Origin of the sequence: Vibrio sp. 10N.237.312.B06, from assembly GCF_041464685.1 — a bacterium.
Lineage (GTDB): Bacteria > Pseudomonadota > Gammaproteobacteria > Enterobacterales > Vibrionaceae > Vibrio > Vibrio tasmaniensis_A.
In genome coordinates this window covers 1-15,825 of record NZ_JBFSPI010000109.1, presented here as the reverse complement: position 1 = coordinate 15,825, position 15,825 = coordinate 1, and the positions used below count along the sequence as shown (strand labels likewise).

Annotated in this window: 11 protein-coding genes; 5 read left to right on the top strand and 6 right to left on the bottom strand. The window is 44.9% G+C overall.

The genetic code is table 11. The features are described 5' to 3' along the window. Positions 1 to 145 precede the first annotated feature (145 nt). The 3 genes from hldE to AB6C75_RS20945 all read right to left on the bottom strand — a co-directional run bounded on the left by hldE (position 146) and on the right by AB6C75_RS20945 (position 6,112). Positions 146 to 1,576 (bottom strand): bifunctional D-glycero-beta-D-manno-heptose-7-phosphate kinase/D-glycero-beta-D-manno-heptose 1-phosphate adenylyltransferase HldE, encoded by a 1,431-nt coding sequence (hldE, locus tag AB6C75_RS20955; protein ID WP_009848977.1) that lies wholly within the window; start codon positions 1,574 to 1,576, stop codon positions 146 to 148. 176 nt (positions 1,577 to 1,752) lie between these two features. Next, entirely contained in the window at positions 1,753 to 4,602 is a 2,850-nt protein-coding gene (gene glnE, locus AB6C75_RS20950) for a bifunctional [glutamate--ammonia ligase]-adenylyl-L-tyrosine phosphorylase/[glutamate--ammonia-ligase] adenylyltransferase (RefSeq protein WP_372109058.1), read from the bottom strand. Positions 4,603 to 4,855: 253 nt separating this feature from the next. Next, the gene (locus AB6C75_RS20945) at positions 4,856 to 6,112 is read right to left on the bottom strand and encodes a methyl-accepting chemotaxis protein (protein WP_009848975.1); all 1,257 of its coding nucleotides are present in this window, start codon (positions 6,110 to 6,112) and stop codon (positions 4,856 to 4,858) included. A 97-nt stretch (positions 6,113 to 6,209) separates the two neighbouring features. Between AB6C75_RS20945 and AB6C75_RS20940 the strand changes: the two genes are divergently transcribed. Next, positions 6,210 to 6,959 (top strand): potassium channel family protein, encoded by a 750-nt coding sequence (locus AB6C75_RS20940; RefSeq protein ID WP_017100419.1) that lies wholly within the window; start codon positions 6,210 to 6,212, stop codon positions 6,957 to 6,959. Between the two features lie 39 nt (positions 6,960 to 6,998). On the opposite strand, the gene AB6C75_RS20935 is transcribed toward AB6C75_RS20940, so the two are convergent. Then, entirely contained in the window at positions 6,999 to 8,516 is a 1,518-nt protein-coding gene (locus AB6C75_RS20935; RefSeq protein ID WP_372109055.1) for a CYTH domain-containing protein, read from the bottom strand. 207 nt (positions 8,517 to 8,723) lie between these two features. On the opposite strand from AB6C75_RS20935, the gene AB6C75_RS20930 reads away from it, so the two are divergent. The 3 genes from AB6C75_RS20930 (at position 8,724) to AB6C75_RS20920 (ending at position 11,612) form a co-directional block, all read left to right on the top strand. Further along, positions 8,724 to 9,404, top strand: coding sequence for a TIGR00153 family protein (locus AB6C75_RS20930; protein ID WP_029223984.1), 681 nt, complete (start codon positions 8,724 to 8,726; stop codon positions 9,402 to 9,404). 128 nt (positions 9,405 to 9,532) lie between these two features. Continuing rightward, positions 9,533 to 10,795 carry an inorganic phosphate transporter gene (locus AB6C75_RS20925; RefSeq protein WP_012603189.1) on the top strand — a complete coding sequence of 421 codons (1,263 nt, stop codon included), beginning with the start codon at positions 9,533 to 9,535 and terminating at the stop codon, positions 10,793 to 10,795. Positions 10,796 to 11,000: 205 nt separating this feature from the next. Then, the gene (locus AB6C75_RS20920; protein ID WP_017098289.1) at positions 11,001 to 11,612 is read left to right on the top strand and encodes a TIGR04211 family SH3 domain-containing protein; all 612 of its coding nucleotides are present in this window, start codon (positions 11,001 to 11,003) and stop codon (positions 11,610 to 11,612) included. A gap of 132 nt (positions 11,613 to 11,744) precedes the next feature. Here the strand turns inward: AB6C75_RS20920 and AB6C75_RS20915 are convergent, their stop codons facing one another. Together AB6C75_RS20915 and AB6C75_RS20910 are read right to left on the bottom strand one after the other, a co-directional pair. After that, entirely contained in the window at positions 11,745 to 12,686 is a 942-nt protein-coding gene (locus tag AB6C75_RS20915) for a general secretion pathway protein GspB (protein WP_122046565.1), read from the bottom strand. Further along, a complete protein-coding gene (locus AB6C75_RS20910; protein WP_372109053.1) occupies positions 12,686 to 14,374 on the bottom strand; it encodes an AAA family ATPase in 1,689 nt (562 codons plus the stop codon). Before AB6C75_RS20910 ends, AB6C75_RS20915 begins: the two co-directional genes overlap by 1 nt. A gap of 36 nt (positions 14,375 to 14,410) precedes the next feature. On the opposite strand from AB6C75_RS20910, the gene AB6C75_RS20905 reads away from it, so the two are divergent. Further along, a complete protein-coding gene (locus AB6C75_RS20905; RefSeq protein ID WP_372109051.1) occupies positions 14,411 to 15,727 on the top strand; it encodes a multifunctional CCA addition/repair protein in 1,317 nt (438 codons plus the stop codon). Positions 15,728 to 15,825 lie beyond the last annotated feature (98 nt).

Below are 15,825 nucleotides of genomic sequence, written 5' to 3'. Positions count from 1 at the left end.
TCTGTAGGATCGTTCAACTGATCAGGAAAATGCTTAAATGATCAGTGTTAGCTCAATGAGCGGCATTTTTATTATCTATTGAAAGCTAATTCTCAGCTTAACCCAAAGGTTAAGCCTTGAGACGAGAAAGCTAGAAGACTAAGAGTTAGCCTCGACCACCTTTAATCGCTTTAATGATTTCAGTCGTAGAGCAACCATCTTCAAAGTTAAGTACTTTAACTTCACCGCCAGCCGCAATCACTTCCGCACCACCAGCAATCTCTTCAGGTTTGTAATCACCACCTTTCACAAGAATGCTTGGAAGAACTTCAGAGATCAAACGTTGCGGTGTATCTTCAGAAAACGGAACAACCCAATCAACCGCACCTAAACCAGCCAGTACCGCCATACGACGATCAGTTGGGTTCACAGGACGACCTGGACCTTTTAAGCGTTTCACTGATTCATCCGTATTCACAGCAACGATCAAACGATCACCCAACTCAGCAGCATGGTTCATGTAAGAGACATGTCCCGCATGCAGAATATCAAAGCAGCCATTAGTCATAACGACTTTCTCGCCTTTCGCACGAGCACGTTTCACCGCTTCAACTAGGGCAGCTTCAGAGATCACACCGTAGTCAGTATCTTGGCTACCATGAATCGCTTCCGCTAACTCAATCGTAGACAACGTCGATGTACCTAGCTTGCCGACTACCACGCCAGCTGCAGCGTTTGCTAATGCACACGCTTCATCAAGTGGCTTACCTGCAGCAACTGAAGCTGCTAATACTGAAATAACCGTATCACCAGCACCAGTAACGTCATACACTTCTTTCGCTTGGGTCGGTAAGTGGAATGGTTCTACGCCTTTGCGGAGCAATGTCATGCCATGCTCACTGCGAGTCACTAACAAGGCTTCAAAATCAAACTCTTCGATTAACGCGAGCCCTTTTTCGATCATTTCATCTTCAGACTTAACCTTACCGGCAACCAGCTCAAATTCCGCCATGTTTGGCGTAAGTAATGTCGCACCACGGTAGCGTTCAAAATCTGCACCTTTAGGATCGATAAACACCGGAACGTTCGCTGCGCGCGCTTTTTGAATAAAGCTCTGCACATGCTCCAAAGCACCTTTCGCATAATCAGATAAGATTACCGAGCGTACATTAGGCAGTGCTTGCTCCATGCGAGATAAAACAAGCTCAGGATCCGTGTTCTCAAATTTGTCTTCAAAATCAAGACGGATCAATTGCTGTCCACGGCTCATGACACGCAATTTTGTGATGGTCGGGTAATCGTCCAACTCAACAAAATCACACTTAACCTTTAATGCACCCAAGGTATTTTTCAACACCTCAGCTGGCTCATCTTTTCCAGTTAAACCAACGATATGAGCATGACCACCAAGAGAGGCAATATTCATTGCTACGTTGGCAGCACCACCAGGGCGCTCTTCGTTATTTTCTACTTTAACAACGGGCACAGGTGCTTCTGGTGAAATACGGCCAGTAGGGCCATACCAGTAACGGTCAAGCATTACATCACCGACAACAAGAACGCCTGATTGGCTGTAGTCAGGTAGAATTGGTTTCATTGTGGATCTCCAAAAATCGAATCTGGCTAGAGTCTAGCACACTGATTACAGTGGCTAAACCATAGAAAAATGAGTGAAAGCCTAACTCGATAGATACTCTAGTAGCTAATAAGCAGCTAAGAAGTCGATAAGCGATCACTAAATGATAATGACGTAACCGTTAAGAAATAGTTCCGTTACGCTTCCATCCATTGCTTCCATGCCTGAACAACATGTTCCCTTTCCATTTTAAATTTATCAATCGCCACGTCCGCATCAAGGTTGAGTAGGTTTCGGTGATGGATTTCATCTCTTAATGTTGTATAGGCATTAGTTAATGCCATGCCTTGCTGTTCGTCCATGATCCCTTGTGACAACAGACTTTCAAAGATTCGTACATTGTCACACCAACGAGTCAACTTAGGTTTTTCATTACTGTATCGAAGTACTAAATATTGCGCCAAGAACTCAATATCAGTAATACCGCCCGCATCTTGTTTTAGCATGAATCGATCGGCTTTTTTTCCTCCGAGGTGCCCGCGCATTTTTTCACGCATATCGACAACGGATTTTTTAAGTACAGCTTCATCTCGAGTCAAACACAAAATCTCATGGCGAGTCTTGTTAAATGCCGAAGCCAATAAGTCATCACCATAAATCATACGAGCGCGAGTCAAAGCTTGGTGCTCCCAAGTCCACGCGTCATTATGCTGATACTCATCAAAGGCATCGGTTGGACTCACTAATAGACCAGAGACACCTGAAGGGCGCAAGCGAGTGTCGACCTCGTACAAAATACCAGAAGCAGTTCTGGTCGAGAAAATATGAATAATGCGCTGTGCCAACCTCAGATAAAACTGGCGTCCATCAATCTCTTTCTTACCATCAGTATAGATGTGTACTGGGCAATCGTGCATGAACACAATATCAAGATCGGAGTTGTAACCCAGCTCCCAGCCACCAACTTTGCCATAACCAACCACCGCAAAACCGCGCCCTTCTCGATCTTTCACATGAGTGGGCTCACCGAACTTAGCCGACACTTGCAGCCATGCTTGATTAATACCCGCCTCAACAATCGCTTCCGCTAAATAGGTAAGGTGATCACTGACCTTCATTACAGGCAAAGCGCCCGCAATATCCGCGGCAGCAATTCTCAGAATACAAGTCTGCTTAAACTGACGCAGACCTTCCATCTGCTGCTCCATATCATCTTCAGGAATACGAGCAAGATAATCACGTAACTCTGTTTTGTAGGACTCTAATGGCACTGGATTATAGAGTTGTTGAGGGTCGATAAGTTCATCTAAAAGAATAGGATAACGACCAAGCTGCTCCGAAATCATCGGGCTCGCTGTACATAAGCGAACGAGTTGAGTGAGGGCAGCGGGGTGCTCATCCAATAGCTCAAGATACGTGGTGCGCGTAACAATTTTTTGCAGCAGGTGCAGCACTCGAGACAAACCAAATTCAGCATCCTTGCCGGTATAGAGCGCTTGAAACACTTTGGGCATTAATCGATTGAGTACTTCACGTCCACGAGGGCCAAGGGTTTTCTTAGCCAAATCAGCTTTGAATTGGATAATGGTTTTCGCCGCTTGCTGTGGGTTAGCAATCGCGATGTCATGCTCTAGAACCTGCTCAATCACATCTTGCTTATGAGCCATATCCCACAACTCACTAAAGTGACTCGCGATTGGGTTAGCATCATCTTCATCAACCCCAATTAGGTCTTCGAATACTGTGTGAACATTCGCCATATGAGCACGGGTCGCATCAATCAAACCGTCCCAATCTGCAAACTGCATGGCGACAGCAAGTTGCAACTGTTCGAAATCGCCATCAGGTAATGTTTGAGTTTGCTTGTCGGCCATCGCTTGTAATAGGTTCTCAAGGCGGCGTAAAAACAGGTATGCCTCACGTAAGTGACCGACCTCTTCTGCTTCTAATAAATGAAGAGATTCAATCGCACTTAACGTCTCCAACAAACCTCGACCACGAAGGCTCGGTTCACGTCCACCACGAATCAGTTGAAAGACTTGAGCAATAAACTCGACTTCACGAATACCACCAGAGCCAAGCTTAATGTTGTTTGATAAGCCGCGACGTCGCACTTCGCTACTGATCATCGACTTCATTCGACGCAAAGATTGAATGGCACTGAAATCAATATAACGACGAAAAACAAACGGACGCAGCATCTGGCGGAGCTCTTGGTATTCAGGGTACATTTCGCTGCCCATCACACGCGCCTTAACCATTGCGTAGCGTTCCCAGTCACGGCCTTGTTCTTGGTAATAGTCTTCAAGAGCAGCATAGCTCATGACCAAAGGGCCGCTCTCCCCGAATGGACGCAAGCGCATGTCGACTCGATAACAGAATCCGTCAAAGGTTTGCTGATCAAGCGCCTTGATAATACGTTGCCCCAAACGCGTGAAGAACTGCGCGTTGGCGATACTTCTTCTTGCTCCTTGGGTTTCACCATTCTCAGGGTAAGTAAAAATTAGATCGATATCGGAAGAGAAATTCAGCTCACCGCCACCTAACTTGCCCATACCTATGATCAACATAGGCTGCGCTTCACCTTGCTCGTTACAAGGTGTGCCCCACTCTTTACAACAAATATCGTACTGCCATTGATAGGTCTCAAAGATCATCGCCTCTGCTAGCATCGACAAATGATTTAAGCTCTGTTCTAGATCCCATGAGCCCATAAAGTCACGCCAAGCAATGTAGGTCATCTCACGATTACGGAATTGACGCAGTACACGTTGACCGCTCATTTCATCAGCACAACCAGAAAGTAACTCGGCCAAACGCTTACGATACCCTTCCGCGCGCTCTTCACATCTCAGCATCTCTGGCAAGGTGCTGGATAAAATCGAGTCACGCTGTAAACAATCACCAATAAAACAGCTCAAGCCTAATACACGCTTGAGCTCGGCAATCAGTGACTCAGGCCAAGTGTTAATGGCGTCACTTTGATGCTCTAATAATTGCTCAAAAGCAGACTGGGAATGAGTGACGATTAGAGAAGGCAATGGCATGTTTCTTCCTTGTGTAAGCTGCGCACCGAACAATTGGTTTGTCGGTTCGGTTCTTCAATAACGAGTTCTAAAAACTAATGATTAGTTATACCAAAGTTCTGCCAATAAAAAACGCCCACATTAGCAATGTGGGCGTTTTATCAGTGAACTTATCAAGTAAAGCCTTTATCTCTAATAACAAGTCTCCGTGGCCAAACCTCTAGGAATAGACCTTTAGATCTTACGAACTAGAGCTCAGACCGAAAGCTGGGGATTAAACCTTAAACTGCTTAATCTTACCGTCTAGCTCTTGTGCGTTGCTTTCCATGATCTCAGAAGTCTCGAGAAGCTCACCCACCACCACTACGGAGGCTTCAACAAGCTCACGAACATTGGTCAGATTGACACTCATCTCTTCCGCCACACTAGTTTGTTGGCCCGCAGCAGTCGCGATCTGGAAGTTCATATCATTAATCTGGTTTACCTGACTTACGATGCCATCAAGCTCAGAACCAGCGTTAGTCACTAGGTCTACGCCTTCAGCCGCTTCAACAACACTCTTTTCCATCAGCTCTACAGCCGAGTTAGCACTGCTTTGTAGATGGCTGATCATATCTTGAATTTCTACTGTCGCTTGCTGAGTACGTTGCGCAAGGTTACGAACCTCATCGGCAACAACCGCAAAACCACGTCCCGCTTCACCGGCACGCGCGGCTTCAATCGCTGCGTTCAAAGCCAATAGGTTCGTTTGCTCTGAAATGCCTTGGATAGTACCAACCACACTGCCAATCGAGTCTACGCGCTCTTCTACTTGGTTTACCGCTGCTGCAGAGGCTGCGATGTCCGAAGAAAGCTCACTCATCTTAGAAACAGAACCTTGAACGAACTTCTGACCTGTTAGTGCTTGACCTGATGCTTGCTCAGTAAGAGAAGAAGCACTTTGCGCGTGCTCAGCCACGGTTTGCACAGTAGACGTCATCTCGCTCATTGCTGTCGCTAGTTGGTCGATTTCGTTAAATTCTTCCTGAGCTGAATCTTTGGTTTCGGACATGCTGATGGTCATCACTTCCGTCAGGGCAAACAACTCATCAGAAGAGGCCACCTGAGTTTTGATCATGTCACTCAACTGGACTCGAGTTTTTTCGAGTTCTCGTGCCACATCACCGTATTCATCTTTACAATCCATATGAATTGGCACTGATAGGTTCTTATCGGCCATCGTTTTAATGGCGTCATTGAGGTATTGAGTTTGGCGAAGCATAACGCGCGCTGCCGCCAATAGAAGAACCACAAACACAATGATCATCAAGGCTGTTTGCCAAGCCACTTGAACTAGGTAAGTCTCGTAATGCTGCTGTGCAACTTGTGCATTGTTAGTGACTGCAAGTAATGAATCGTAAAACGCACTTGCGTCCCATAGCTGCTTCGAAATAATCAAGATAGTGCTGAAAACCATCAGCATGATCATTTTTGGAACGAGACGGATGTCCGAGATAATCCTTTCCCACGGCTTGAATGACAGTTTAGTCATTGTCAGTTCTCCATTAACTCTTATATATTGATGGCTTCTATATCCGCGAGATGGCTATGTCAGTCAAAGTTCGCGATTTATTTTGAGCCTCGTATGAATGTTAAATAGTATCAAAGACACCACTAAGCCGATGAGCTTATTATCACTGATTCTCTCTTTCTTAGCGTTATTTGTGATCTCAGGCTTATTGTTTGCACCGATTGATAAAGAATCGAAACAAGTTCTTATCGGCCTGGACTTTATAATCTGTAGCGTTTTTCTTTTTCAGCTCACTATTGATCTATTCAGATCACAAAATAAGAAAGAATATCTAAAAGTACACTGGATCGATTTCTTGGCAAGCATCCCTATGGTCGAGCCACTTCGATTCGCTCGCATTTTTCAGATCTTGCGCGTGATTCTCGTTCTTCGGTCAGGAAAACGTGTTTTCAGGGAGCTGTTTAGCAATCGAAAAGAAACGACACTCGCCTCAATTATTTTGCTATTGGTTATTCTCCTGACCATAGGTGCAGGAACAATACTGCTGCTAGAGCACAAGGATCCCAATGCCAACATTACCACTGGCCAAGATGCTTTATGGTGGGCTTTCGTAACGATTAGTACCGTGGGGTACGGCGATCATTATCCAGTGACGAGCTCAGGCAAGTTAGTCGCTTCTCTGGTGATCATTTGTGGTGTGGGTGTTTTTGGTATGATTTCAGGGTTGATTACTTCTTTGATCACCTCTCCAACTCGCCATGACAATCAACGAGCTGAAAACAAAGAGAAGCACCTTGAGAAGATCATTGAGCAACAACAGAAAATTCTCGAACGACTAGAAAAGCTGGAACAACAAACAAAAAAATAGGGCCGAAGCCCTATTTTCAATTTCATGTTGTTATGAAACTCAGTCTTGCCAATACGGCTCAACTTCTACACTTATTTGGCGTGTCTGTTCCATCGCATGCAGAATAGACACCTCTTGACGAGCTAACCAACGCTCTAGCTGAACCTTCTCATCGCCTTCTAACTTCTCAGTCAAAGGCTCTAATGTTTTAAGTGCCAGCAAATCGTCAATACCTTGCACCATATCGGCCCATGGCAAGCGGAAACTGTTTCGTTCATCGTCATCATACAAACTCGCGAAACCAACACCAGAATATAGGTTTCTCATCAAACGATATTGCTGTTCAATATACGCTTGGCTAGTCATCACTCGCTCTGGCGGGAAAGCTTCCATCAAGTCGGCCCATGTGCGCTCGAGTTGCTTAACCGAAAACCATTCGATACCACGTGCCATTTGTTCACGTGCTTTTTCGTCTAAGAATGGTTGCCAGCCACGAGACAAGATCCAGCGACTCAGATCTAGCAACAAACCAGTGTAACGAGCAGAGCTCAACAGGGTAAGCAGTTCTTCGCGATCGGGAAGTTGCTCTTGCATCTCTTTAAGTTCAGCGACCAAAAACTTACGCGCATCCAATTTACGCAGTACGTGGCCTTTATCTTCGAGCAAATCTTCGAAGTGGTCATAGCTTTTTAGCCAGTCGAGTTCTTGCTCAAGCCACTTAAGCTCTTGGCGTAAAATAGCACTCGCGCGTCTTGGGACAATGCCACCATAGATGGTGAAGGTTTGACGAATAAAACTCAGCGAGTGACTGATCTCATGTAACGCTTCAATGGATTGGCGCTCGGTGAAGATCTGCTCGTGATAATGCCAATGAGCGAGAGCATGCTCTAAAGATTGAATGAAACACGATTCAACAGTATCACTTTTAGCAGTATCAACTAAGGTCAAAGGAGTGACTTCATCTCCTTGATAACCTTGAGCAAGGCGGTAACCCTTAGCGGCTTTGCTTAGATTACCTAAACGCATGCCACCTTGTTCACAGAATTGACGAGACAGTGTAAACAGAGCATCTGTTTGACCGGACTTAAGTTCCAATTCGACTTCACAAATCGGTTCTTGCAGTTCGCCTGATTCAACAAAACCTTGATCGAATGCGACCTCGACTTGACTGCCATCAGGCATACCAATCAACCACTGCTCACGTGTGAAGTTGGTAGAAAATAGAGGAGTCAACTCAGCTTCCAGCGTTTCGATGTCTTTGCCCGCTGGCCAGATGTCCTCTGGATGTAGGGCTAGCTTAGGTTCATTGCTGTCATGTTCTGCATTGTATTCAGGCCTTTGATGCAGGCCTGCAACCACACGACCAGCCGTCTTTACGGTTTGTACAAATACGTCATCAAAGCGTCGAATGCGCAAGCCAGTATCGTGCTTACGTAACCAGTTATCGGGGGTGTCAAAGTAGATGTTACCTAGCTCACGACAACTGTGCTGAAGTACTTTAGTTTCAGCAATTTTATTGCGTAAAGTCTCTGAAAAATCAGGAGAAACAAAAAACTTCAGTTCTATCTCGGTTTCCATAGTTATACCTTTCTGTGAAGATAGGGACAGGATATTGCCAATTTGAAAACTCAGCAAGTCAGAAATATCGCCCTTATGATGATCTAAAACAGTTTTAATGAGACATTGATTAGGTTAACATGCGCGACTTTGTAGCCATCGCTTAACATTTCACCATGAATATGGTGTATGTTGTTTTAAGGTTATTATTTATTAGGTTGGATGACCATGCCAGTAAATACAATTATGGGGTTATTTGCAAAGTCCCCAATTAAACCTTTGCAGCGTCACGTAGTATGCGTGAACGAATGTTGTTCTCACCTAGTTAATTTCTTTGAAGTTTCTTCAAAAGGTGACTGGGAGAAAGCATCAGAAATTCGAGCTCAAATTTCTCACCTTGAGAAAGAAGCTGACGTACTAAAACGTGAAATTCGCCTTAAACTTCCTCGCGGTTTGTTTATGCCAGTTGATCGCACCGATATGTTGGAGCTATTAACTCAACAAGACAAACTAGCAAACCTAGCGAAAGACATTGCTGGCCGTGTATATGGTCGTCAACTTGTCATTCCTGCTCCTATGCAAGAAAACTTCATCGCTTACGTTAAACGTTGTCTAGATGCAGCGAACCAAGCACAAAACGTAATCAATGAACTAGACGAATTACTTGAAACGGGCTTTAAAGGCCGTGAAGTAACACTCGTTGCTGAAATGATTCATCAATTAGATGTAATTGAAGATGACACGGACGCGATGCAGATCGAACTACGCCAACAACTAATGGCGATTGAAGATGGTCTGAATCCAGTTGATATCATGTTCTTATACAAAATTCTTGAATGGGTTGGTGGTATTGCAGATCAAGCACAGCGTGTAGGCGCTCGTCTTGAAGTAATGCTTTCTCGATCTTAAATCATACGTTAACTATATAACGAAGAGCATTTTTTGAACAAACCACTTATGCGCTGAGTATTTCTCTCGCTGAGCGGTTTTTTGCGTCTAAATTTGTTCCGCTTGTTATCAAACAACTAGGTATTACGATGGATATCCTTGCTAACTACGGCACTGTCCTGATTATTGTTGCAGCAGCTTTCGGTTTCTTGATGGCTATTGGTATTGGTGCAAATGACGTTGCGAACGCAATGGGCACTTCAGTAGGCTCTAAAGCTCTAACCGTTAAACAAGCGATCATTATCGCAATGATCTTTGAATTCGCAGGTGCTTACCTTGCGGGCGGCGAAGTAACAGACACGATCCGTAAAGGTGTTATCGAAACATCTCTGTTTGCAGATCAACCTGACGTACTTGTGTACGGTATGATGTCTGCACTACTAGCTGCTGGTACATGGCTACTTCTAGCTTCATACATGGGCTGGCCAGTATCAACGACTCACTCAATCATCGGTGCAATCATCGGTTTTGCTTGTGTGTCTGTGGGTACTGAAGCTGTAGATTGGAACAGTGTCCAAGGCATTGTGGGAAGTTGGATTGTCACACCATTGATTTCCGGTATCTTCGCCTATCTCATATTTGTCAGTGCCCAACGACTGATATTCGATACAGAAAACCCGCTATTCAATGCGAAGCGTTTTGTACCGGTATACATGTTCATTACTACAATGGTCATTGCACTTGTAACGATCAAGAAAGGTCTTAAGCACGTAGGCCTTCATCTAACCGGTACTGAAGCATGGTTATGGGCTGCAGGTGTTTCTGCTGTCGTCATGATTGGCGGTTACTTATACATTCAGAAGAAGTTTGCTAACCGCGAAGAAGACCACGGTTTTACTGGCGTAGAAGGTATCTTCAGCGTACTAATGGTTATCACAGCTTGTGCAATGGCATTCGCACACGGTTCAAACGATGTTGCCAACGCGATTGGTCCACTATCAGCGGTTGTTTCAACGGTTGAGCACATGGGCGAAATCTCAGGCAAGAGCACTATCGCATGGTGGATTCTTCCACTAGGTGGTATTGGTATCGTTGTTGGTCTTGCAACAATGGGTCATAAAGTAATGGCAACCGTTGGTACTGGTATTACAGAACTAACTCCTAGCCGTGGCTTTGCAGCTCAACTAGCGACCGCGTGTACGGTTGTACTTGCTTCTGGTACTGGCCTTCCGATTTCAACCACGCAAACATTGGTTGGTGCGGTATTAGGTGTAGGCTTTGCTCGTGGTATCGCAGCTCTAAACTTAGGCGTTGTGCGTAACATCGTAGCTTCTTGGATTGTGACGTTACCTGCAGGTGCTCTACTTGCTGTTGTATTCTTCTACGCAATTCAGGCTATGTTTACTATGTAATAGCCCTGACGCTAGTCAATATTAGCGTCAGAAAACGGTGAGCTTCAGTAAAGATATGTAAATACCATGTCATTATTGACTCAAACGCACAGAAAGGGAGGCTTTGCCTCCCTTCTTTGTTGCACCATATAAAAAAACTAAATATTATTTGCTCATTGAGGCTGACTCATACGCCTACTCAATTTGAATCGTTAAAGGATTTACTGTGAAAAAACTGATTAGCTTAGTTTTGTTCGCAATGCTTGCGGCTCCAGCTGCCTTTGCTCAAGACCGTTATATTGCTGACAAACTATTTACTTATATGCACTCTGGCCCAAACAATACTTTCCGTATCATAGGTAGTATTGATGCCGGCGAGAAAATCACCTACCTGCAAACTAACAAGAGCACGGGTTACACTCAGGTTCAAGATAGCCGAGGACGTAAAGGTTGGGTTGAGAGTAAGTTCGTAAGCACAAAAGAAAGTATGGCGCTGCGCATGCCTAAGCTAGAGAAAGAACTCTCTGAAGTAAAAGGCAAGCTGGCAAATGCTCGCCAAAGTGCTGATAGCGAAAAAGCAGGTCTCGCAAGCTCTCTAGACTCTCGTAACAAGCAGATTGCTGAACTAGAGCAGAACTACAGTGAGATTAGCCAACAGCTAACGAGCTCTCAAACTGAGAACCGTCAACTACGCGCTAAGCTAGATACTCAAAAAGATGACTTACTATTGAAGTACTTCATGTACGGTGGTGGTGTTGCTGGTATTGGTCTACTTCTTGGCCTTGTTCTGCCACACATCATGCCTCGTCGTAGAAAGTCACCAAACGGCTGGGCGTAAGCCTCGCATTTGCTACAGTAGGTTCAGTATCGAATATCAAAAAGGAGCACCGAGGTGCTCCTTTTTATTTGTCTGAATTTATCATTCAAGTCACAGCGCTAACATCAATCACAGTAAGTAATATCGATAGTACTAACCTTTCCACTCATACAAAGCTGGGATTTCTATTTTCTGCTGATTGAATTCAATGATTACCGATTGTGGTTTAATCTCAAGCAACTGAATACCCCGCTCGATCCATTCCCCTTGAGCAACTTCATGTCCATTCACTTTTACCCAACGCTTAGTTTCGCTACTCGAGTACATGTGAGTTTGTAAGTCTAACTTAGGTAATACACCAGACAATCTATTGCCATGTGTTTCTAAACCGATGACCTGAGAATCCATATTCCCCACAGGTCTAGAATCCATCGGTTCAGGTGAAACCGACTGCTCTCCCATCATTGATTCAAGCTTCAACGCTAAATCGGGTGGCAACTCGGTGAGGTCTAACCCTTTCAGTAAATCACGGTCCGATTGCAGCGTGGCATTATCATTATTCGTTCCAGGTTGAACTGACGGTTCAATAGATAATGGCTCTAAATTCGTTGCTGCTTGATTACTAGTATCTACATTTGCCAATATCGCTTTTGAGTCACTAGCGATATTACCGATGTCGGTGCCCATCTTTGCATGTATCTCTTGACGCGGTAGTGCTTTCAAAAGCTGGCTTACCGGTGCCGAGCGAACAGAGAATAATGCTTCATCGTCTGCATCCACTGACACTGCATCCACACTGGCAATGCCAGAACCGGCAATTTGAGGCTCAAAGTCTGATTGAAGCTTTGATTCAGGCAGAGCTCCGGAGGCAACGGGGCTAGCCGAGCCTTGCTGCTGTTGATTATACGACTGATAAACCAGAACGCCGCCCACCAATAAAGAAGGCACCAAGACAAGGACCAGTCCCATTGTTAACGATAAACCTCGTTTGTTGCTAATCCCTTTAGCAGAACTAGGCACGTGATGGTTTTGGTAACCTTTAAAGCTAGGTTTATTATTAGAAGACTGTTTAAGCTCGTGCATAATACGTGACATTAGCTTTCGCCTCCTTCTAATGAGATCAACTTAGGCGAGTCGAGTTGAGCTAATCTCTGCAACCTTGCTAAGGTGCGCTTACCTGCGATGCCATCAACAGACATACCCTGCCAAGTTTGAAACGCTTCGATTTTCATTTTCAATTCATAGTCAAATACATCACTGCCCGATACGTCTTCACCCAAGACTTCTGAAAGCAATAGATCAAGTAAAGCAACCGCCTCACCTTGATAGCCCTCTTTCAGGGTCTCTCTTAGCGGCTGTTTCCAAATCGCGACATAATCACCTTGCCAAATTTGCTTTAAGGTGCGCTTAGGCATCACCAATAGCTTTTCGTTGACTAGGAGCTCAACAGACTCCTCAGACGCGCCATAAAGTACAGCAAACACAGGTTCTTGACCTAATTCCAGATTAAGAACCACGGGAACTCCAAGTTCAATCAAATATTCTAAATTGGCTTGATGTTGCTCACATACAAATACACTTTGTTGTTCACTCAAACATAGCCAATCACGAAGCGAAGATTCATACCCCCAAAGCGTGTATAGGTCCCTAATTACAAGCGTTTGATTATTCCCTTGCCTTAAGTGATTCTGAACATCTTGTGGTAGTGCAAACTTCGAAGCCTTGAGATCTTGAACCGATATAGATTTATCATCCAATATCGGTGCTTCAGCCACAAATGAGCGTTGAGTATTCGCCGCTACTTCCGTTTTCACTTCACTGGAAGTATCCGCAGGCATCCATGAACTAATATAGGTTGGGGCGAAGTTAAAGGTCGCGATTACAAGGCCGACACTTAATGTGGCAATCCCCGCGTATTGGATTAATTTTGGAACTACATGAGTAGCACGAGTTTTCTCGACGTGATACACATCGGCCTGAAAGGCCATGATCTGCTGGCAAGCGCGGTTAACCGTTTCATTGGAGGGCACTTGCTCACCATCATGAAAAGCTAACTGTAGAGCCTTATCACACACCAAATTGATAAGTCTCGGAATACCATGAGTATATTGGGCAATCAGCTTGATAGAACGATTCGAAAACAACATCTGCTCGCCACCCGCCGTTTCCAAGCGGAACGCGATGTACTTGCCAGTCTCTTCAGTATTAAGAGGCAGTAAGTGATAACGACCTGTAATGCGCTGCGCTAGCTGGCGCAATTGTGTTGTTTGTAGATGCTGTTGTAATTCCGGCTGACCAACCAACAGCACTTTTAACAACTTACGACTGTCTGTTTCTAGATTGGTTAGAAGGCGTAGCTGCTCCAATACGTCAGCTGCAAGGTGTTGTGCCTCATCGATCACCAATAAGGTTTGAATACCTTCTGCATGGCTATCCAACAAAAAATAATGAATCGCTTGGCTGAGCTGTTTGAGCGATGCTTGTTCAGGGTAGTCGACCTCAAACTCATCACAAATAGCTTCTAGTAAATCCGTATTGGAAAACGTAGGGTTGAGTATAAGGCCAGCTTGAGTCTGATTATCGAGTGATGACAACATCGCTTTGGCGACCGTTGTTTTTCCTGTACCGACCTCACCAGTAAGCATCGCAAAGCCCCCACCCTCACCTAAACCGGCTTGTAGGTTCTGCATCGCTTCTTGGTGACGCTGACTCAAAAACAAATAGCGAGAATTTGGTACAATCGAAAATGGCATCTCAACGAAGCCAAAATATTCCTTATACATGTGCTGCCCTATAATTACGATTAATGGAAAGTACCATTGCTTGCAGTAAAGTCCAGCAGTGATAAAACATTTCGAGGTGATAAGTTGCAAATATACGATAGCCTACCAAAAGACAATGGGCTACAACGCTACCTAGTCGGTGGAGCGGTGCGCGATAAGCTGCTCAACATTGATAGCTATGATAGAGATTGGGTCGTGGTAGGGAGTACCCCTCAAGAGATGGAAAGCCTTGGCTTTACTGCTGTCGGGAAAGATTTCCCAGTATTCTTACACCCAAAAACCAAAGAAGAGCACGCACTGGCTCGCACTGAGAAAAAATCCGGTTCGGGTTATACCGGTTTCGAGTGTTACTTTGCACCGGATGTGAGTTTGGAAGAAGATCTCATGCGTCGAGATCTAACGATCAACGCCATCGCTCAAGATGACAAAGGCCAACTTTACGATCCTTATCATGGCCAAAAAGATCTCTCTGATCGTATTTTAAGGCACGTCTCGGATGCCTTTGTTGAAGATCCTCTTCGTGTGCTGCGTGTGGCTCGCTTCGCCGCCAAACTCCACCATCTCAACTTTACGGTTGCACCAGAAACCATGGTGATGATGAGTGAGATAGTGCAATCTGGTGAACTGGCACACCTCACTGCCGAACGAGTTTGGCAGGAGTGGCATAAATCTCTTAGTACTCCGCACCCTGAAGTGTTCCTTTCTATACTGAAAGAGTGTGGCGCATTAGCTGTTGTGTTGCCTGAAATTGACGCTCTATTTGGTGTGCCTCAACCTGAAAAATGGCACCCTGAGATCGACACGGGCATTCACACTCTGATGGTGGCTCAACAAGCAGCACTCTTAAGCCAGTCATTGCCAGTACGCTTTGCCGCTCAAGTACATGATTTAGGTAAAGGCGTCACGCCAGAAAGCGAGTGGCCAAGCCACAAAATGCATTGCCATACAGGCTTAAAAATCATTAAGAAGCTGTGTGAAAGAGTCAGAGTGCCCAATGAATTCAGAGACCTCGCACTGTTAGTGTGCGAACAGCATTCCAATATCCACCGTGCAGGCGAGCTAAAGCCAACCACCTTCCTCAAGGTTCTCAACAAATTCGATGTTTGGCGTAAGCCAGATAGACTCGACGATATACTGCTTTGCTGCCAGGCCGATCACGCAGGCCGAAAAGGATTAGAAGATCAGCCTTACCTTCAGAAAGCGCGTTTTGAAGTGGCTTACCAAGCAGCGCTTCAAGTCGAAGTGAAATCGATTATTGCCGATGGTTTTCAAGGTAAATATATTCGAGAAGAACAAGAAAAACGCAGAGCGGTCGCAATTGAAAGGGCCCTATCTGAACTCGCTGATAATTAAGCATTAGAAGATTGATAAACACGTATCAAAAAACCCGCTATTAGGCTAACACTGATCATTTAAGCATTTTCCTGATCAGTTGAACGATCCTACAGATG

Coding starts and splice junctions, on each gene's coding strand:
- hldE (WP_009848977.1), bottom strand. CDS start 1,576: ATGAAACCAATTCTACCTGACTACAGCCAATCAGGCGTTCTTGTTGTC.
- glnE (WP_372109058.1), bottom strand. CDS start 4,602: ATGCCATTGCCTTCTCTAATCGTCACTCATTCCCAGTCTGCTTTTGAG.
- AB6C75_RS20945 (WP_009848975.1), bottom strand. CDS start 6,112: ATGACTAAACTGTCATTCAAGCCGTGGGAAAGGATTATCTCGGACATC.
- AB6C75_RS20940 (WP_017100419.1), top strand. CDS start 6,210: ATGTTAAATAGTATCAAAGACACCACTAAGCCGATGAGCTTATTATCA.
- AB6C75_RS20935 (WP_372109055.1), bottom strand. CDS start 8,516: ATGGAAACCGAGATAGAACTGAAGTTTTTTGTTTCTCCTGATTTTTCA.
- AB6C75_RS20930 (WP_029223984.1), top strand. CDS start 8,724: ATGCCAGTAAATACAATTATGGGGTTATTTGCAAAGTCCCCAATTAAA.
- AB6C75_RS20925 (WP_012603189.1), top strand. CDS start 9,533: ATGGATATCCTTGCTAACTACGGCACTGTCCTGATTATTGTTGCAGCA.
- AB6C75_RS20915 (WP_122046565.1), bottom strand. CDS start 12,686: ATGTCACGTATTATGCACGAGCTTAAACAGTCTTCTAATAATAAACCT.
- AB6C75_RS20910 (WP_372109053.1), bottom strand. CDS start 14,374: ATGTATAAGGAATATTTTGGCTTCGTTGAGATGCCATTTTCGATTGTA.